This is a genomic window from Sphingobium sp. FG58 (assembly GCF_057809055.1).
The window spans coordinates 17791-36103 of record NZ_JBMDJF010000018.1; the positions used below are offsets into that span (position 1 = coordinate 17791).

The following is an 18313-nucleotide window of genomic DNA, read 5'->3' on the forward strand; positions in this document are numbered from 1 at the left end:
AACACGGAAAGGAGAATGACATGCGAGCAGCTTTTGCAAACCAGCCGAACATTCTTGCTATCCGGAATATTCAGGATCAAATTGCATGGGCAATTTCCTTGCGGGCGACCTTTATTGCCTGACGCTTTTCGCTGACCTGCAACGCGCAGGGCTCAGCGCCTTTACTACTGAAAATCTCTGCCGCCGACCCACCCCTTCCATCGGGAAGGAGTCCGGTCATGCGCGATGACATGTTCAAGCTTCTCGTCGAGCGGCCTCGCTGGGGTGCCGGTCACGCGCAAGCGGCAAAACTGAAAAGGACCTATGATCAGGACATAAAATATATCGGCCTCAAGCGCCATGCGTGGATCGCATCGCCCTACACCAAGTCTCTGAACGAGAACTTCGCGCCACTGATCCGCTTTTTGCGCAGTCGGCGCGGGCAGTCGTGGGACAACATCTTCAGCGAGATATGCGCCGGCCTCGACACCGGGAGCACGGTGAAGATGCATGTCCGTCAGCATATCGAGGACTTCGTGCTGACTCGCATCTCCGTGGGTCGCGATGGCGAGTGGATGTTCGAAGGAGAGGTGCTTGAACGAAACGGACGCTGGTTCCGGCAGCGCAAGTTCTTCGTCGATCCCCAGGACGGGCTTCTGAAGGACTATGCGCAATTGCGGGACCGTTTGCCGTCGGCAAATCGGTCGCGGAAGGGAGGTGCGCGATGACCCAGGCATCCGTCAGCCTCATCGCCGCCGATCCTGCGCGTCTCGATCCATTGGCCGTCGACCAGCTTTATGCGACCGCGCGGCTCGAAGGGATCGAGCGCGTCGTGGGCCTTCCCGATCTCCATGCAGGTAACGGCATAGCGGTCGGGGCGGCCTTCTGGTCTCACAATCATATCTACCCGCATTTGGTCGGCAGCGACATCGGTTGCGGCATGGCCTTATGGGAAATCGACCGCTCGCTACGGAAATTCCGGCCGGATTCGGTGGAACGGAAACTTCACGGCCTCGACGCGCCATGGTCGGGGGAGGTGGAGGGCGCACTGGCAGCGGCGGGGCTGCCCCCGGATCTGGCGGACCAATCGCTCGGCACGATCGGCGGCGGCAACCATTTCGTGGAACTTCAGCGGATCGAGGAGGTCGTCGACACGGTGCGCTTCGAGGCGCTGGCGCTCGGCCAGGATCGTCTTTGGATGATGGTTCACAGCGGGTCCCGCGGGTTGGGCCATGCGATCCTCCAGTCCCATGCTGCCGCCAATTGCAGCAAGGGGATGATAGCGGATGGGCCGGAGGGACGGAGCTATATCCGCCGCCATGACGACGCCCTGGCCTGGGCCATCCTCAACCGTAAGATCATTGCGGAGCGTTTCACCGAGAAACTGGGATGGGAGGGCCGGCGCATCCTCGACATTTGCCACAACAGCGTGACGCCCCATCGTGGGGGATGGCTGCATCGCAAGGGGGCTGCACCGGGGGATCGCGGGCTGGTGGCGATCCCCGGTTCGCGCGGTGATTTCAGTTATCTCGTCGAACCCCTGCCGGACTGTGGGGACATGGCCCTCCACTCGCTGGCTCATGGGGCGGGACGCAAGTGGAGCAGGACGGATGCCCATGCGCGCCTGTCCGGGCGTTTCAGGCCTGCCGAACTGGAACGCACCGCATTGGGTAGTCGCGTCATCTGCGAGGACAAAAGACTGATCTTCGAGGAGGCACCGCAAGCGTATAAGGACATCCACTCGGTCATCGCCGATTTGGAGCATGCGGGCCTCATACGGGTGATTGCGCGATTGCGCCCGCTGCTCAGCTACAAGACGAGGCGGACATGAGCGAGATCATCCTGCATCTGACATCCGGCAGCGGGCCGGACGAGTGTCGTTGGGTCGTGGGCCAACTTGCTGTCGCCTTTGGCAAGGAGGCTCGGGACGCTGGCCTGTCGTGCGAACTGCTCGAAGGGTATGACGGACTGCCGTCTTCCCTGTTGCTCCGTGTCAATGGCGAAGGGGCTATGGCCTTCGCGACCGCGCGGGCTGGCACGATCCTGTGGACAGGCGACAGCCCCTTCCGTCCGCATCACAGGCGACGAAACTGGTTTGTGGGCGTCGCCATGGCGCCTCAGCCCGAATCCATGATCGACCTCAAAGAGGAGGATATCGACTATCAGGCGATGCGTGCGAGCGGACCGGGCGGTCAGCATGTGAACAAGACGGACAGCGCCGTCCGGGCGACCCACCGGCCGACCGGACTTGTCACGACTGCACAGGAGCAACGGTCGCAGCATGCCAATCGAAAGCTAGCCAGGCTGAAACTGGCGCTATTGCTGGAAGAGCGGCGGGAACAGTCGCAGGCGCAGGGCCGGACTGCGGAGTGGACTTTCCACAAGCAACTGGAACGCGGAAACCCCGTCCGAACCTATGCGGGGCCGCGCTTCACTGTGAGGCGATAACACTGAGGAAAGTCGCACCCAGTGGCAGCCGCAATGGGCCGCCACCGAGTGCCCGTCACCGGATTTCCATCAGGTGCGAACCATCCTGCTGTGGAGTAAAAGCGCAACGTCGGCCGAGGAACATCGCGATTACATCGCTGGCCGTGAAGCTGTGCTGGCTTGGTTTCACTGTCGTGAAGCTACCACCGCCCACGAGCGCGAACGGCAGCAGCAACTGATCCGCCAGATACGGCCCAGCAAAGGCTTCGGAGTCGAGATAGCCAGCCATGCGGCCGACCGCGCGCTTTGCCACGCGATCCGCCGGAACGCCAAGCTCGCCAAAGCCGCTGACGATCTCCGTGCAATGCTCGAACCGCGCTTCGAGCAAAAGGATGTTGCCCGGCCCCTGATCCTCCAGCAATTCGCGCACGAAACATTCGCGATCGCTCCAGCCAAGCCCCTTTTGCGCAGCCTTGATTTCCCGGTCGGCAATGTCGAACGGCAGGCCCGCAAAATAAGCGCAGGCGTTCCGCTCCAGCAACGCGCCGCGTTCGATACAGTCGATCGGTGCCAGCGGAGCCGGGGTGATATCCACCTCAATCCGGCCACCCCCACGAGGGTAGAAGCCATGGCGGATCAGCCGTGCTTCGACGCGCGGCCCCATGCGATTGATGATCGGCAGGAAAACTCGCGCGATGAAGTCGAACGGGGGTGCCAGCATATTGTGGGTGCCGCCCTCCAGCACTAACCGCGAGGGCTTGTCGGCCAACACCAGCGGCATCAGCACGGTCTGGAGCACGAGCCCCGTCGACCCGGCCGTGCCCACCGAAAAGCGATACTCGCCCGGCACGACATGGCCCGGCTGGAATGTGAGTTCGGACGATCCGACGCTCAATCCTTCACAACTGGCATTGCCTATTGCGCAGGCGGCCTCGATCGCCGTGACATGCTGGCGCATCAGGCCGGGCTTGGACCGCTTGGCGCGGACATTGTTGATGCGGACGGGCGTGCCAGTGACCAGCGATAGCGCGCACGCATTGCGCACGACCTGCCCACCACCTTCGCCCTCTGATCCATCGATGGTAATCATGATTCCCCCTGGGATATGCGTGAAGGGTTACCCTTTCACGCACACCACCTGCTTTAACGTGTGGACGATCTCCACCAGATCGGCCTGCGCCGCCATCACAGCTTCGATCGGCTTGTAGGCCTTGGGCGTTTCGTCGAGGACGCTTTCATCCTTGCGACATTCGACACCCTGCGTGTCGCGGATATGCTCGTCCAGCGTCACCAGCTTCTTTGCCTGGGTCCGGGACATCACACGCCCCGCACCATGGCTGCAGCTGTCGAACGATTCCGCATTGCCAAGGCCCCGGACGATGAAGGATTTCGCTCCCATCGATCCCGGAATGATGCCCATCGTCCCCTTTGCCGCGCGCACCGCGCCCTTGCGGGTCACGAGCACATTCTGCCCGAAATGGTTTTCCCGCTGCACATAATTGTGGTGGCAGTTGACCGCTTCCAGCTCGGCGTCGAAGGGTTTCGCGATCTGGCCGCGCAGCGCCCGGATCACATTGGTCATCATCATCCGGCGGTTCAGCGCGGCAAAGTCCTGCGCCCATTCGACCGCCTCGACATAGTCGTCGAAATGGTCGGTCCCTTCCGGGAAATAGGCGAGATCCTCATCGGGCAGGTTGATGAACCATTTGCGCATGTCCTGCTTCGCTAGTTCGATGAAGAAGGTGCCGATCGCATTCCCCACGCCGCGCGAACCCGAATGGAGCATGATCCACACGCGCTGCTCGGTATCGAGACACAGCTCGATGAAGTGGTTGCCCGTCCCCAGCGTACCCAAATGAACAAGCTGGTTCGTGTTCTTGAACCGCGGATATTTTTCCGTGATCCGGTCGAACCGTTCCACCAGCGTCGCCCAGGCGTCCACGATCGCGGCCGGCGGGTCGCCCCACGAGCCGGTATCGCGCTTGCCACGACCGACATCGCGGCCATGCGGCACGGCACGTTCGATGGCCGAACGGATCGCTTCCAGATTATCCGGAAGGTCGCTCGCTATCAGAGAGGTCCGCGCCGCCATCATGCCACAGCCGATGTCGACACCCACCGCCGCCGGGATGACCGCGCCCTTGGTCGGGATCACAGAACCCACGGTCGCGCCGATGCCGACATGCACGTCCGGCATGGCTGCGACATGTTTGAACACAAACGGCATCTGCGCCGCCTTGCGCAGTTGCTCGCGCGCCTTGTCGTCGACCGGCACGCCCCGCGTCCACATCTTGATCGGCACGCCACCGTCGACATGCTGGTAATCGAAATTGCTCTGGGTCATCATGACCTCCTTCTGCATTCATGGTGCTGGCGACGAGGTTTGGCGAGACCGTTCGCGGATTCGAACCGCTCGGCCCGAAGGCCTTTACCGATGTAGTCCCGCCAGCATTCGCCAGCATGTTATTGGTCCAAGGCGACGAGGGTTTTGACGGACACCACCTGCTGTAACCCCTGAGCTACGGGTCGATAATGGACCGACCCGGCAGGATTCGAACCTGCGACCTGGGGAGTTGCAATCCATGTAGTCCGTCAGGCATTCGCCAGGTTGATCTCGTCCACGACGACGAGGGTTTGGTGAAACGGTCATGCTCTACCCACTGAGCTACCCGGCTCGCACCGGGGGCCGATTCGAACCGCCGACAATGTAGTTTCACCGGCATGCGCCGTGAGAGTTTGGTCGGGTCGTGGCGACCAGTTACGGCGAGACGGCGGTCCTTAAGCTACGTTCCGGCGGCGGGATTCGAACCCGCATCTCCCTTCCAACCTTGCGGCCTTCCAGGCGCTTTACTCTTCGGACCTGTCTGTGGAGGATGTAGTCCCACCAGCATTCGCCACGACCCTGTTCTTACAACTCCACTTCCCTGATGATCTCGACCCAATCCCGCTTCTCGCCGGAGGCGAAACGCGCGATCGTGTCGAACACGGCGTCGGAGAAACCCCCGACGTTGAGGATGTCCGCCCGGCCGGTGGCCTGCGTCGTCCCATAGGGCGCGACATCCACGCATACGAGCTTGGCACCTGGGTTACGCTTCTTCAGCTTATCCCACTCGGTCATCGTCGCGGTCGCAGCACGCCGGGTGGCATCCACCCAGCTTTCATTGTCCGATACGATAACGACCAAGTCGACCGCCGCCTTTTCCCGGTTCAGCTTCGCCAGTGGCGCCGAGACATTGGTCCCGCCACCACCGACCGTCGCCAGCTTCGCCGCGTTCACCGCGAGCCGATCGGTTGCCTTCAGCGTCAGGTCGATGACCTTCTGCTCAAACGGCAGCACACGAGCATCGCGATTGGTCCGCAGCATCGCAGCCGCGACCAGAGCTGCAACATCGATACACCGCACCTTGGACGAGGCACCCTTGCGATAACCCGTCACCGGCGAGTTCATCGACCCCGACACATCGGGGCAGACGACAACCCGACCCGGCACCTTCGGCACCCCCTGAAGCGACAGCTCCAAGGCCTCCTCCAGCGCCGCCTGCACCTTGAGCGGCACGCCCGCATCAACCTGACCCAATGCCACCATCAATTGATAGGGCAGGGGCCGGACCTTGCGGAGCGCATCGCGATCGGCGAGACGCACGGCAACCGCATCGGTGACTCCGTTCACGCCGAACGCGCCTTTGCGCGCCAGCGTGTTCAGGTTCATCCGCAGCGCCTGCCACCCCATCCGGGTTGACAGCTCGGCCCATAGTTCCGCGCTCAGCGGAAAAGTGGTGAGCCACTCGAACGGCACCGGCGGCAGAGGGAGCGAGCTATCGCTCTTCCATGCCTCGAACGCGGCGATCTCGGCGGGCAGCGCGGCGACGTCATAGGGATGGCCGATCAGCCAGCCATAAAAGGCCTTGCGCGTGGCATCCGCCGGCTTGGGATGCACCATCTTGACGATGTCGGCCAGGCTTGGGGCATTGCCCGTCGCCGCCGCCATCAGATCGCGCATAGACGCCTGCTCCAGCCAGCGCTGGACCAGGCGCTTGGGCCGCGAGCCGAGCGACGTTCGCCCGACCTGCCCCGACCGCAGAATCTGCACATAGCTGCGCAGCATCCGCCCGCTGTTGATCACCCGCCCGAAGACCGGCACCGACAGGTCGGGATCGGCCACCGTCAAATACGCCGCCAGAAGGGCCGGCATATCCTTCATCGTACCCGATGACCGCGCATAGACGGCCGCCTGGGCAACGAACATCGGGTCCACCGCCCTCGCTGCGTCCAGCACCTCGGCCAACTGCGTTTCGGCAGTGCCATAAAAATTGTCCGCCAGCGTGCCGGTCGCCGCCAGTTGGGCAAGCTTCTGCTCGGGCCCATAAGCATAGGCCGGGGCACCCTCATAATTCGTCGCATCGGCGCGGGGCATCAGCATCGCGACGACGGAAGCAAAGAGGCTCTTGTTGGCCATGTGCATCTTCCTTGTATCTCTTGCCGGTTCCGGGGCGACCGGCCCATTCCGATCGCCCCATGTTTCCGATCCGCTTGTCCTAGAGGCCGAAATATCGCCGCGTCGAACGACCAATACGATGCAGAGGGCGTGCCAATTGTCACCGAAGTCAGAAATTAATTTCATAACTATCTGATAAATAGATAGTAAAATTATTATATAGACCTTGAGCCGAAGAACGCTCTCCTGGGTAAGGTGAATTTCTCTATCGATAAAGATCGTTATTTATCTTATGAGATAAGCCATGAAACCAACAGTCGTCATCGGATTCCTCGGTTCCACGCTGGATGCCAGCAAATTTGGCCCATCGCGTTGGAACAAGTGGCGCCCTTCGGTTGGGCTGACCATGCATGAGGATTTGCGGGTCGACCGCTTCATCATGCTCCACGGCTGCCAACATCAGCGGCTCGCCGAATATATCTCGGAAGACATTGCTTCTGTCTCGCCGGAGACAACGGTCGAGCGGCGCCTGCTCGATTTTGACGATCCTTGGGACTTCGAGGAAGTTTACGGCAAACTGCTCGATTTCGTGCGAGCAGAGCCCTTTGATCCGGACGTCGAGGATTATTTGATCCACATCACGACCGGCACCCATGTCGCACAGATATGCCTCTTCCTGCTGACCGAGGCGAACTACCTGCCCGGTCGCCTACTACAGACCCAACCTTCTCGCGGCGCGCCGTCGAGCGGGCCGGGCACATGGACGACCATCGACCTCGACCTGTCGCGCTACGACAGCATCGCCACGCGCTTCGCGGCGGCGAGCGCGGAAAGCACGTCCTTTCTCAAGTCCGGCATCGAGACGCGGAACGCCGCGTTCAACCGGATGATCGACGAGATCGAACAGGTTGCGATCCGATCGCGCGCGCCCGTGCTGCTGATGGGGCCGACCGGCGCGGGCAAGAGCCAACTGGCGCGCCGCATCTATGAATTGAAGCGCCTGCGCCATCAGGTGAAGGGCGGGTTCGTCGAAGTGAACTGCGCCACCTTGAAAGGCGACAGCGCCATGTCCGCACTGTTCGGTCATCGCAAAGGTGCCTTCACCGGCGCGGTCGCCGACCGCCCCGGCCTGTTGCGGGCGGCGGACGGCGGCATGCTGTTCCTCGACGAGATCGGTGAGCTTGGCCTGGATGAGCAGGCCATGATCCTGCGCGCGATCGAGGACAAGAAGTTCCTGCCCGTCGGCGCCGACAAGGATGTCGCCAGCGACTTCCAACTGATCGCTGGCACCAATCGCGATCTTGCCCGCTGCGTGCGCGATGGCACCTTCCGGGACGATCTCTACGCCCGGCTCAATCTATGGACGTTCACGCTGCCGGGACTTGCGGAGCGCCGTGAGGATATTGCGCCCAACCTTGACTATGAACTCGACCGCTTCGCTGAACGCGAAGGAAGCCGCGTCACCTTCAACAAGGAAGCACGTGACCATTACATCGCCTTCGCCACAAGCGCGAAAGCTTTGTGGCAAGGCAATTTCCGCGATCTGGCGGCCAGCATCACGCGAATGGCGACGTTCACCCCGAAAGGCCGCATCGATCTCGACTGCGTGAAGGCTGAAATCGCTCGGATGGAGCTAGCATGGGTATCGGATCATACCGGTGATGACGGTCTTGATGTGTTGCTCTCCCCGGAACAGCGTGCAGCAATCGATCCTTTTGATCGGGTGCAGCTTGCCTATGTTACGAAGGTCTGTCGCGAAAGCCGCTCGCTGTCCGAGGCTGGCCGAAACCTGTTTTCAGCCTCGCTGTCGCGGCGCGCCTCCTCCAACGATGCCGATCGGCTCCGGAAATATTTGGCGCGTTTCGATCTGAGCTGGACACATTTTTGAGATAATGACCGAACAGAAATGTTTCCTCGCCGTTGATCACAGAACGACATTCCGGCTGAAAAATACAGAAACTATCGATAGCCTTGAACTTCAATCATTCGCAGAGAAGGCGGTCCGCGCCGGAGGCGCAGAAATAGCGGCTGAGCAGCCGACTCGGATCGGCGGCGGTAACCATTTTATGTAAAAAACGGGTGCTAGGACTTGGCCGGCTGCTTCAACTCAGCGTCGCCAGCCTATGTGCCTGATCTATCGGCGGAATGAGGCGGGCTACGAGGCGTAGAGTTGAGTTTGGTGGATTTGGACTCGATCCTGCGCACAAAATTCCCGAATGCGCCGGGGCTCTGGTGGGGGCTCGCAACAAGGGGTATCAATAAAACATAATTAAAACAATGCGATGGAGAGCCTTATTGAGTCCTGTAAGCGCACAATTTTTCCGGCCCTGACTGCCGGATTTCCCGAAATTCATAGCTTCACACGCTCACCCGCGCCGGAGCATTCCGCCCCGGCGCGGGCCGCGTGATCAGAATTTGTAACCCAAGGTCATGCCATAGGTGCGCGGCGGCAGGTAGGTGACGCCGATGATGCGGCCGGTGGAGATCGCAAAGGTGCTGCTTTCGCGCAGCGTGTTGTTGATATTCTTGATCCACAGCGACGCCGTCACCGTGTCCGTCCGGTCGATCCAGCGCAGTGATGCGTCGAACATCGTATAGGCGCGCGTGCCTTCGACCAGCCGCTTGAACTCGGTGAAATAGACATTGCTCTTGCCTGACAGGTCCCCGCTCAGCGTCAGCGTGCCGGTCTCGGTCAGGACCGGCAGGTCCACCTCTATCCCCGCGCTATAGGCCCATGTCGGCGAATTGCGCGTGGGGTTGCCCGCCAGCTGGATGTTGCACGGCGCATTGGCGTTGAGCGCGCCAGGGCCGCATGGCGCGCCAAAGGCGGTCGGGTCGGGATTGGTGACCGGATTATAGGCGGGCTGCCCGGCCTGCGCCACGTTGACAGGATTCAGCGGATCGACGGTGATGAAGTCGTCATATTTGCTGTCGGTGTAGGACACGGAGCCACGCAGGCGCACGCCATCGACCGGACGGGCCATCAGGTCCGCTTCCACGCCGGTAGCTGACGTCTTGGCCGCATTTTCAAAGATGGTGGTAAAGCCCGCCGGGCCGCCGCCGATCGTCTTGTTGATCTGCAAATCGTCCAGCTTGTAATGATAGGCCGCCAGATTGATCTGCAAGCGCCGGTCGAGCAGTTCCGCCTTGATGCCCAGCTCGTGATTCTTCATCTTTTCCGGGCGCACGATCGTGGTGCTGCCCGCCGCATTCTCGCCCGATCCGGCCTTGAAGCCTTCCGAATAGGTATAATAGAGCAGCAGGTCGCGGTTGGGCTGCCATTGCAGGCCGATTTCCGGGGTGAAATCCTTGAACGTCTTTTCACGGTAGGTGCCTGCGACGGTCGTCTTGCGCACCTGCGCCACGGCAGGATTGCCGTTGGCGGTCAGGATGATCGACGGGTTGGCGCTGTCCACTTTTTCATGGCTGTAGCGGCCGCCCAGTTTCAGCGACACGCCGTTCAGGCCAAACGCCTCGCCCATGTCGAAATTCAGCTGTCCGAACGCGGCATAGGCGCGGGTGCCAAGGCTGGATTTCAGGCAGACGCGGTTGGGCGACGTCCCGGCGGGGAAGTTGCACATCGCCAGCGCTTCGGCCAGCGTCACGGAACCCACAGGCGCTGCGACATTGTCGACGAAGGTTGGCCGCGTCGCCAGCACGGTGATGTTTGATGCCAGGTCGTTGGTCGAACTCAGGCCCACCTGATCGCGCGGCCGCTGCCGCTCATGGAAATAATAGAGGCCGACGACGCCCTTCACGATGGCGCTGTCATATTTGAATTGCAGCTCGTTGCTGAACTGCTGCGCGTCGATGGTGCGGGTCTGGATCGATGTCGAATTGGGCAGGGTGGCGACCAGTGCCGACCCGTCGAGATCCTGAATGAGCTGCGTCTTGAAATCGCGATAATTGGTGATGTTGCCGATGCTGAAGGCGTCGCTCAGTTCGATATTGAGCGTGCCTGTGACCGAATAGCTTGTGGTGTCGACCGAGGGCGGCTCGTCGCTGCCCAGATCGCGCGGGTTGGTGGCAAAGCCGCCGGAGCCGGTGGGGGTCAGCCGCGGTACGCCGGGAAAGGCGGGGCCGCGATAATGGACCGCGCCGCTATTGTCATTCTGGCGGAAATATTCGCCCGACAGCAGGAAATCGACCTTGTCCGACGCGATCAGATGAACCTGCCCACGGACCATGTAACGGAACAGGTCATCGATATCGCTGCCGCCCTTGAACGGATTGCCGCCATAGCCGTCCCGCGCCTCGACCTTGCCCGCCAGTCGAAAGCGGATGGCATCGACGATCGGGCCACCGACCGCGGCTTCGGCGGTCATCGCATTATAATTGCCATAGCCGATGCGGGCATAGCCGGCGAATTCAGCGGTCGGCTTGGCGGTGATCAGGTTGATCGAACCGCCAACCGCGTTGCGGCCATAGAGGCTGCCCTGCGGCCCGCGCAGCACTTCGACCCGCTCCAGATCGAACAGGGACGTCAGTTGCGCTTCGGCACGGGCGACATAGGCGCCATCGACATGCAGCGCGACGCCAGTGCTGGACCCGGTGGTCGAGGTATTGGCACCCACGCCACGAATGAACACCTTGGCCTGGTTGAAGTCATTGCCGAAGGTGACCGATGGCACCAACTGCTGGATGTCCTGCAAATTGTTGACCCCGGCATTGGCCAGTTGATCCCCGCTGACCGCCGACACTGCGACGCTGACGTCTTGCAAGGACTGGCTGCGCTTCTGCGCGGTGACGATGATGTCCATGCCGTCGGTTTGCGCCTGAACAAGGGGGCTCAGCCCGATGCTGGAAACCGATGCGAACAAGGCGCACATGGCGCGCGCATTGATGGATGCTTTCAAAGCGTCTCTCCCTGGAACCGGACATCGTGAAATTGTGTCCTGGGAATACAATTATCACGGTCGGCGTCCCTGCACAATCGGCTCGCTTACCTGTCTTTAGGATCATGTGGCTTATCGGCCACTATCGCCTCCAGCGCCGTCAGGATCGGCGGCATTGCCTGGCTCAACCCTTGCGCGCGCGGGCTGAACAGCAGGCCGATCGTGCGCCGCGCGCCGAAGTCCTTGAGCGCCGCGCGCGCCATGCCCGGCCACCCATAGCCCATCGGCATCACCGTCACGCCCAGCCCGGCTGCGACCATCTGCATCACCCGCTCGTCATTGGTCGCGCGAAAGGCGAAATGCGGGCGCACGCCGCGATCCACGAAATAGCGGCTGGTCGCCGACAGCGCCTCGCAATGGCGCCGCACGATCATCACCTCGCCCGCCAGTTCCGCCGCCGCGATCATGGCCCGCCCGGCCAGTGCATGGCTGGCGGGCAGGGCCAGGCCATAGCCTTCCTCCGCGATCGCGCGCGCCGCATAGCGATCCGCCCCGTCGCGCACCAAAGTCAGTGCCACGTCGATCCGTTCCGCGTCCAGCCGCGCCAGCAACTCCCGCTCGGTCCCCGGCACCAGTTCCAGCGCCTGCGCATCGCCGGGCGCGCAACCCGCCACCGCCTGCGCCACCAGCGCGCCGGGAATGCTGGTCAAAAGGCCGATGCGCAGCGGTGCGCCCTGCGCCGATCGCGCGCCCGCCTGTTCGGCCAGGTTGAATTCCCGCTCGATCCGCCGCGCATGGCCCAGCAGTTGCGCCCCCGCACTGGTCAGTTCGACCCGCTGGTTGCTGCGCAGGAAGAGCGGCGCGCCGACCGTCTGCTCCAGCTTGGCGATGCCGACCGACAGGGTCGGCTGCGACACATGGCAATGCGCCGCCGCGCGGGAGAAATTGCCCTGGTCGACCACGGCCAGGAAATAGCGCAGCAGATAGCGTTCGATCATAGATGGAAACTATACACTATGCCGCGCCCTTTCAATTTTTCTCTTGGGCTGCCAGCCGCTAGGATGGGGACAATGGAGAGATGCCAATGACCGATTTTGATTTTGCCCTGGGCGAGACTGCGGACATGATCCGCAACACCACCCGCCGCTTTGCCGATGACCGCATCGCCCCGCTGGCGACCCGCATCGACGCGGAGGACTGGTTCCCCCGCACGCTCTGGCCCGAAATGGGCGAACTTGGCCTGCACGGCATCACCGTCGATGAGGCGGACGGTGGCCTTGGCCTTGGCTATCTGGAGCATGTCGTCGCGCAGGAGGAAGTCGCCCGCGCCTCTGCCTCCATAGGTTTGAGCTATGGTGCCCACTCCAACCTTTGCGTCAACCAGATCCGCCGCTGGGGCAATGCCGAGCAAAAGGCGCGCTACCTCCCCAAACTCATTTCCGGTGAGCATGTCGGCAGCCTCGCCATGTCCGAAACTGGGGCCGGGTCGGACGTCATGGCAATGAAGCTGCGCGCCGACAAAAAGGGCGACCACTATATCCTGAACGGCACCAAATTTTGGATCACCAATGCGTCGGAAGCCGACACTTTGGTCGTCTATGCCCGCACCGGGGACGGTTCGAAGGGGATCACCACCTTCCTCATCGAAAAATCCATGCCGGGCTTTTCGATCGGGCAGAAGATTGACAAGGTCGGGATGCGCGGATCGCCCACCGCCGAACTGGTTTTCGACGATTGCGCCGTGCCGGAAGAAAATATCATGGGGCCGCTGGGTGGCGGCGCGGGCGTGCTGATGTCGGGCCTCGACTATGAACGCACCGTGCTGGCGGGCATCCAGCTTGGCATCATGCAGGCATGCCTCGATGTCGTTCTGCCCTATGTCCGCGAACGCCAGCAGTTCGGCAAACCGATCGGCGCGTTCCAGCTGATGCAGGCCAAGATCGCTGACATGTATGTCGCCCTCAATAGCGCGCGCGCTTACGTCTATGCCGTCGCCAAAGCGTGCGACGCGGGCCGCACTACTCGCTACGACGCGGCGGGCGCGATCCTGCTCGCCAGCGAAAATGCGGTGAAGGTCGCGCTCGAAGCGGTGCAGGCGCTGGGCGGCGCGGGTTACACGAAGGACTGGCCGGTCGAACGCTTCATGCGCGATGCCAAGCTGCTCGACATTGGCGCAGGCACAAACGAAATCCGCCGCATGTTGATCGGCCGGGAACTGCTGGCGGGATGATTCACGGCTTGCCGATGAACAGGAATCCAACCCCCGCCATGATGCAGGCGAAGGCGGCGAAATGGCGCCAGTGCAGCGGTTCGCCCAGCACCACGACCATGAACCCGCCGAAGATCACCAGGGCGATGGCTTCCTGTGCGACTTTGAGTTGCCCCGCCGACCAGCCATGGGCAAAGCCGATGCGATTGGCGGGGACGGCAAAACAATATTCGACCAGCGCGATGCCCCAGCTGATCAGGATGACCAGTATCAGCGGCTTGGTCATCCCGCCTTTCAAATGCCAATACCAGGCGACGGTCATGAAGAGGTTTGAAATGACGAGGAGAGCAATGGTGGGCATGAACGGCCTCGAACAGGGCAGGGGGCTACCCTGTGGCACCGCCGGGCGCGGGAGCGCAAGGGCATGAGCGCGCCAATCCTCGACACCAAATTGTCCCCCGACAGCGACGCTTTCCGCGCGAACACCGCGCACAACCGCGCGCTGGTCGACGAACTGCGCGCCAAGGTCGCCGCCGCAGCCCAGGGCGGCTCCGCCGGCGCTCGTGACAAGCATACCGCACGCGGCAAGCTCCTGCCCCGCGACCGTGTCGAGCGCCTGCTCGACCCCGGCTCGCCCTTCCTGGAAATCGGCCAGCTTGCCGCCAATGGCCTTTATGGCGATGAAGTACCCGGCGCGGGCCTGATCGCCGGGATCGGCCGCGTCGCGGGTCGTCAGGTCATGATCGGCTGCAACGACGCCACGGTAAAGGGCGGCACTTACTACCCCGTCACCGTGAAGAAGCATTTGCGCGCGCAGGAAATCGCACTCGAAAACCGGCTGCCCTGCATCTATCTGGTCGATTCAGGCGGCGCGAACCTGCCCAACCAGGCGGAAGTATTCCCCGACCGCGACCATTTTGGCCGCATCTTCTATAATCAGGCGAACCTGTCGGCGCAGGGCATCCCCCAGATCGCCTGCGTCATGGGCAGTTGCACCGCGGGCGGCGCTTACGTCCCTGCCATGTCCGACGAAACCGTCATCGTCCGCAATCAGGGCACGATCTTTCTCGCCGGCCCGCCGCTGGTGCAGGCTGCGACCGGCGAGGTCATCACGGCAGAGGATCTGGGCGGCGGCGACCTGCATGGCCGCAAGTCGGGCGTGGTCGATCATGTCGCCGACAGCGACGATCATGCCCTCACCATCGTCCGCGACATCGTCTCGACCCTGCAACCCTACCGCAAGCCAGACCTCAACCTGCGCGAACCCCGCCCGCCCAAATATGACGCGAGCGATCTATATGGCATCATCCCGGACGATGTCCGCGCGCCCTACGATGTGCGCGAAATCATCGCCCGCATCGTCGACGCCTCCGAATTTCACGAATTCAAGCCGCTCTACGGCACCACGCTCGTCTGCGGCTTTGCCCATATTTGGGGGATGCCGGTCGCCATCCTCGCCAATAACGGCGTCCTGTTCAGCGAAAGCGCGCAAAAGGGCGCGCATTTCATCGAACTCGCCTGCCAGCGGCGTATCCCCTTATTGTTCCTCCAGAATATCTCCGGCTTCATGGTCGGCGGTAAATATGAGGCGGAGGGGATCGCCAAACATGGCGCCAAACTCGTCACCGCCGTCGCCACCGCGCAGGTGCCCAAAATCACTGTCCTGATCGGCGGCAGCTTTGGCGCGGGCAATTACGGCATGTGCGGCAGAGCCTATCAGCCCCGCTTCCTCTTCACCTGGCCCAATGCCCGCATCAGCGTGATGGGCGGCGAACAGGCCGCATCCGTCCTCGCCACCGTCCACCGCGACGCGGCCAAATGGACGCCGGAAGAAGCCGAAGCCTTCAAAGCCCCGGTCCGCCAGAAATATGAAGAAGAAGGCAACCCCTATTACGCCACTGCCCGACTGTGGGACGACGGCGTCATCGACCCCGCGCAAACCCGCGACGTGCTGGGGCTGGCCTTCGCGGCGACTTTGAACGCCCCGGTCGGCGAAAGGGCGCAATTTGGCGTGTTTCGGATGTGATGGTGGTGGGGCAGGACAACGCCATACCTCCCCGGAACGGGGAGGAGGACCGCCCGAAGGGTGGTGGAGGCACGTGCGCCTCGTTTTTGGCACACCAATTTTCTCAGCACTTTCGTCATGCTGAACTTGTTTCAGCATCCATCGGGCAGCAAAGGCGGAAGCCGGATCGACGGCGCAAGGTCCGCCCAATGCGGATTATCGCTCTCGATCAGGTTGATCTTCCATTGGCGATGCCAGCGCTTGAGCTGCTTTTCCCGCAGGATTGCACCCTCCATATCGCCGAACATCTCGAACCATACCAGATGATGGACATCGTATCGGCTCGTGAAGCCCGCAACGCTGCCGGTGCGGTGTTGATAAAGGCGACCAATCAGGTCGGATGTCACACCGATGTAAAGCGTCCCATAGGGCGCGCTACTCAGAATATAGACGCACGGTTGCTTTCCCATCGCAGCACCGAGCCTGCCGACAAATGGATGCTGAAACAAGTTCAGCATGACGGATTGGGAGATCCCTGTGCTTGAATCCCTCCTCATCGCCAATCGCGGCGAAATCGCCTGCCGCATCATCCGCACCGCACGCGCGATGGGCATCCGCACCGTGGCCGTCTATTCGGACGCCGACGCCCAAGCCCTCCACGTCCGCTCCGCCGACGAAGCCGTCCATATCGGCCCGTCCCCGGTGCGTGAATCCTATCTGCTGGGCGACCGCATCATCGCCGCCGCCCAGCAGACCGGCGCGCAGGCGATCCACCCCGGCTACGGCTTCCTGTCCGAGAATGCGGAGTTCGCGCAGGCGGTCATCGACGCAGGCCTGATCTGGGTCGGCCCCAATCCGTCGTCCATCACCGCCATGGGCCTCAAGGACGCCGCCAAGCAGCTGATGCAGGACGCCGGCGTCCCCACCACGCCCGGCTATCTGGGCGCGGACCAGTCGCCCGCGTTTCTCGCGGCCCAGGCCGACGCCATCGGCTACCCCGTCCTCATCAAGGCGGTCGCGGGCGGCGGCGGCAAGGGGATGCGCAAGGTCGATGCCCCCGCCGATTTCGCCGACGCACTCGCCTCCTGCCAGCGCGAGGCGGCGTCCAGCTTCGGCAATGATCATGTCCTGCTCGAAAAATGGGTCACCAACCCGCGCCATATCGAGGTGCAGGTCTTTGGCGACACGCACGGCAATGTCGTCCACCTGTTCGAGCGCGACTGTTCGCTCCAGCGCCGCCATCAAAAGGTGATCGAGGAAGCCCCGGCACCCGGCATGGACGCCGCCACCCGCGAAGCCATCTGCTCCGCCGCCGTCCGCGCCGCCAAGGCGGTGGACTATGTCGGCGCAGGCACGATCGAGTTTATCGCCGACGGATCGGAAGGCCTGCGCGCCGACCGCATCTGGTTCATGGAAATGAACACCCGGCTTCAGGTCGAACATCCCGTGACCGAGGAAATCACCGGCGTCGATCTGGTCGAATGGCAACTCCGCGTCGCATCGGGCGAACCGCTGCCGCTGGCGCAGGATCAGCTCAGCATCAACGGCCACGCCATGGAAGCGCGGCTTTATGCGGAGGATCCGATCAAGGGCTTCCTGCCGTCCATCGGTCGCCTCGACACGTTCGACTTGGGCGAAGGCTGCCGCATCGACACCGGGGTAGGGCAGGGCGCGGAGATTTCGCCCTTCTACGACCCGATGATCGCCAAGATGATCGCCCATGGCCCGACCCGCAACGACGCCCGCGAAACCCTCGCGGCTGCGCTGGACGATACCGCCATCTGGCCGCTCAAGACCAACGCCGGTTTCCTCGTCAAGGCGCTGGAGCATCCCGATTTTATCGCCGCGCGGCTCGACACCGGCCTGATCGGGCGCGAAGGCGATTCGCTGATGCCGCCCCATCATCCCGATGCCGAAGCGCTGGCCGACGCGGCGGCTGCGCTGACGCCAGGCGGCGTGCTGGCGGGCTTCCGTCTCAACGCCCCGGTGCGGGCAAATGCACCCTTCCTGCTCGACGGCGAGACCGTCACCATCGCCTTCGACCCGCGCGGTGGGGAGGCTGATCCCAACCATGAGGATGTGCTGATCGCCCAGGCCGGTCAGGTCTGGCGGCTGGCCCCATGGCGCGCCACCGGCGGCGCAGGCGGCGGTGCCTCCGACGGCGCGATCCTCTCCCCGATGCCCGGCCGCATCATTGCGGTGTCGGTCGCGGCGGGTGACGCAGTGGTCAAGGGCCAGAAGCTGCTGACGCTCGAAGCCATGAAAATGGAACACAGCCTCATCGCCCCCTTCGACGGCACAGTCGCCGAGCTCAACGCCAGCGAAGGCGGGCAGGTGAGCGAAGGCGTGCTGCTGGCAAAGATCGAGAAGGCGGAGGGGTAAAGGGGGGATTGCTCCACACCCGTTCGTCCTGAGTAGCCGCT

The 18313-nt window shown here is 62.6% G+C and carries 15 protein-coding genes and 1 tRNA gene; 8 read left to right on the forward strand and 8 right to left on the reverse strand.

All coding sequences use genetic code 11. The features are described 5' to 3' along the window. The first annotated feature begins 218 nt into the window (after positions 1–218). From ACODR8_RS16510 to prfH, 3 genes are read left to right on the forward strand one after another with little or no spacing between them, the layout of a single operon-like run. Positions 219–707, forward strand: coding sequence for a hypothetical protein (locus tag ACODR8_RS16510; RefSeq protein WP_489008280.1), 489 nt, complete (start codon positions 219–221; stop codon positions 705–707). After that, positions 704–1810, forward strand: coding sequence for an RNA ligase RtcB family protein (locus tag ACODR8_RS16515; RefSeq protein WP_489008281.1), 1107 nt, complete (start codon positions 704–706; stop codon positions 1808–1810). Before ACODR8_RS16510 ends, ACODR8_RS16515 begins: the two co-directional genes overlap by 4 nt. Beyond that, entirely contained in the window at positions 1807–2427 is a 621-nt protein-coding gene (gene prfH, locus ACODR8_RS16520; protein WP_489008282.1) for a peptide chain release factor H, read from the forward strand. The genes ACODR8_RS16515 and prfH overlap by 4 nt, the downstream gene beginning before the upstream one ends. A 55-nt stretch (positions 2428–2482) precedes the next feature. Here the strand turns inward: prfH and rtcA are convergent, their stop codons facing one another. Both rtcA and ACODR8_RS16530 read right to left on the reverse strand, forming a co-directional pair. Beyond that, a complete protein-coding gene (gene rtcA / locus ACODR8_RS16525; protein WP_489008283.1) occupies positions 2483–3496 on the reverse strand; it encodes an RNA 3'-terminal phosphate cyclase in 1014 nt (337 codons plus the stop codon). A gap of 27 nt (positions 3497–3523) precedes the next feature. Then, complete coding sequence (locus ACODR8_RS16530; RefSeq protein ID WP_489008284.1) at positions 3524–4753, reverse strand: RtcB family protein; 1230 nt, start codon at positions 4751–4753, stop codon at positions 3524–3526. Positions 4754–4770: 17 nt separating this feature from the next. Between ACODR8_RS16530 and ACODR8_RS16535 the strand changes: the two genes are divergently transcribed. Beyond that, positions 4771–4917 carry a hypothetical protein gene (locus ACODR8_RS16535; RefSeq protein WP_489008285.1) on the forward strand — a complete coding sequence of 49 codons (147 nt, stop codon included), beginning with the start codon at positions 4771–4773 and terminating at the stop codon, positions 4915–4917. A 26-nt stretch (positions 4918–4943) separates the two neighbouring features. Here the strand turns inward: ACODR8_RS16535 and ACODR8_RS16540 are convergent. Continuing rightward, positions 4944–5078: transfer RNA gene (locus ACODR8_RS16540), tRNA-OTHER, on the reverse strand. 236 nt (positions 5079–5314) lie between these two features. Next, a complete protein-coding gene (locus tag ACODR8_RS16545; RefSeq protein WP_489008286.1) occupies positions 5315–6862 on the reverse strand; it encodes a vWA domain-containing protein in 1548 nt (515 codons plus the stop codon). Positions 6863–7145: 283 nt separating this feature from the next. On the opposite strand from ACODR8_RS16545, the gene rtcR reads away from it, so the two are divergent. Continuing rightward, a complete protein-coding gene (rtcR, locus tag ACODR8_RS16550; protein ID WP_489008287.1) occupies positions 7146–8729 on the forward strand; it encodes an RNA repair transcriptional activator RtcR in 1584 nt (527 codons plus the stop codon). A 520-nt stretch (positions 8730–9249) separates the two neighbouring features. On the opposite strand, the gene ACODR8_RS16555 is transcribed toward rtcR, so the two are convergent. After that, complete coding sequence (locus ACODR8_RS16555; RefSeq protein ID WP_489008288.1) at positions 9250–11697, reverse strand: TonB-dependent receptor; 2448 nt, start codon at positions 11695–11697, stop codon at positions 9250–9252. An 86-nt stretch (positions 11698–11783) separates the two neighbouring features. Further along, positions 11784–12674, reverse strand: a complete 891-nt coding sequence (locus tag ACODR8_RS16560) for a LysR family transcriptional regulator (RefSeq protein WP_489008289.1) — start codon at positions 12672–12674, stop codon at positions 11784–11786. 86 nt (positions 12675–12760) lie between these two features. Here ACODR8_RS16560 and ACODR8_RS16565 point away from each other — a divergent pair, with 86 nt between their 5' ends. Further along, positions 12761–13906, forward strand: a complete 1146-nt coding sequence (locus tag ACODR8_RS16565; protein WP_489008290.1) for an isovaleryl-CoA dehydrogenase — start codon at positions 12761–12763, stop codon at positions 13904–13906. 1 nt (position 13907) lies between these two features. Here ACODR8_RS16565 and ACODR8_RS16570 read toward each other — a convergent pair whose 3' ends face one another. Beyond that, entirely contained in the window at positions 13908–14246 is a 339-nt protein-coding gene (locus ACODR8_RS16570; RefSeq protein ID WP_489008291.1) for a DMT family protein, read from the reverse strand. Between the two features lie 63 nt (positions 14247–14309). Between ACODR8_RS16570 and ACODR8_RS16575 the strand changes: the two genes are divergently transcribed. Then, entirely contained in the window at positions 14310–15911 is a 1602-nt protein-coding gene (locus ACODR8_RS16575; RefSeq protein ID WP_489008292.1) for a carboxyl transferase domain-containing protein, read from the forward strand. A 131-nt stretch (positions 15912–16042) separates the two neighbouring features. On the opposite strand, the gene ACODR8_RS16580 is transcribed toward ACODR8_RS16575, so the two are convergent. After that, positions 16043–16360, reverse strand: a complete 318-nt coding sequence (locus ACODR8_RS16580; protein ID WP_489008293.1) for a GIY-YIG nuclease family protein — start codon at positions 16358–16360, stop codon at positions 16043–16045. A 67-nt stretch (positions 16361–16427) separates the two neighbouring features. On the opposite strand from ACODR8_RS16580, the gene ACODR8_RS16585 reads away from it, so the two are divergent. Next, complete coding sequence (locus tag ACODR8_RS16585; RefSeq protein ID WP_489008294.1) at positions 16428–18272, forward strand: acetyl/propionyl/methylcrotonyl-CoA carboxylase subunit alpha; 1845 nt, start codon at positions 16428–16430, stop codon at positions 18270–18272. Positions 18273–18313: the final 41 nt, after the last annotated feature.

Coding starts and splice junctions, on each gene's coding strand:
- ACODR8_RS16510 (WP_489008280.1), top strand. CDS start 219: ATGCGCGATGACATGTTCAAGCTTCTCGTCGAGCGGCCTCGCTGGGGT.
- prfH (WP_489008282.1), top strand. CDS start 1,807: ATGAGCGAGATCATCCTGCATCTGACATCCGGCAGCGGGCCGGACGAG.
- ACODR8_RS16515 (WP_489008281.1), top strand. CDS start 704: ATGACCCAGGCATCCGTCAGCCTCATCGCCGCCGATCCTGCGCGTCTC.
- rtcR (WP_489008287.1), top strand. CDS start 7,146: ATGAAACCAACAGTCGTCATCGGATTCCTCGGTTCCACGCTGGATGCC.
- rtcA (WP_489008283.1), bottom strand. CDS start 3,496: ATGATTACCATCGATGGATCAGAGGGCGAAGGTGGTGGGCAGGTCGTG.
- ACODR8_RS16580 (WP_489008293.1), bottom strand. CDS start 16,360: ATGGGAAAGCAACCGTGCGTCTATATTCTGAGTAGCGCGCCCTATGGG.
- ACODR8_RS16535 (WP_489008285.1), top strand. CDS start 4,771: ATGGTGCTGGCGACGAGGTTTGGCGAGACCGTTCGCGGATTCGAACCG.
- ACODR8_RS16575 (WP_489008292.1), top strand. CDS start 14,310: ATGAGCGCGCCAATCCTCGACACCAAATTGTCCCCCGACAGCGACGCT.
- ACODR8_RS16565 (WP_489008290.1), top strand. CDS start 12,761: ATGACCGATTTTGATTTTGCCCTGGGCGAGACTGCGGACATGATCCGC.
- ACODR8_RS16530 (WP_489008284.1), bottom strand. CDS start 4,753: ATGATGACCCAGAGCAATTTCGATTACCAGCATGTCGACGGTGGCGTG.
- ACODR8_RS16545 (WP_489008286.1), bottom strand. CDS start 6,862: ATGGCCAACAAGAGCCTCTTTGCTTCCGTCGTCGCGATGCTGATGCCC.
- ACODR8_RS16570 (WP_489008291.1), bottom strand. CDS start 14,246: ATGCCCACCATTGCTCTCCTCGTCATTTCAAACCTCTTCATGACCGTC.
- ACODR8_RS16560 (WP_489008289.1), bottom strand. CDS start 12,674: ATGATCGAACGCTATCTGCTGCGCTATTTCCTGGCCGTGGTCGACCAG.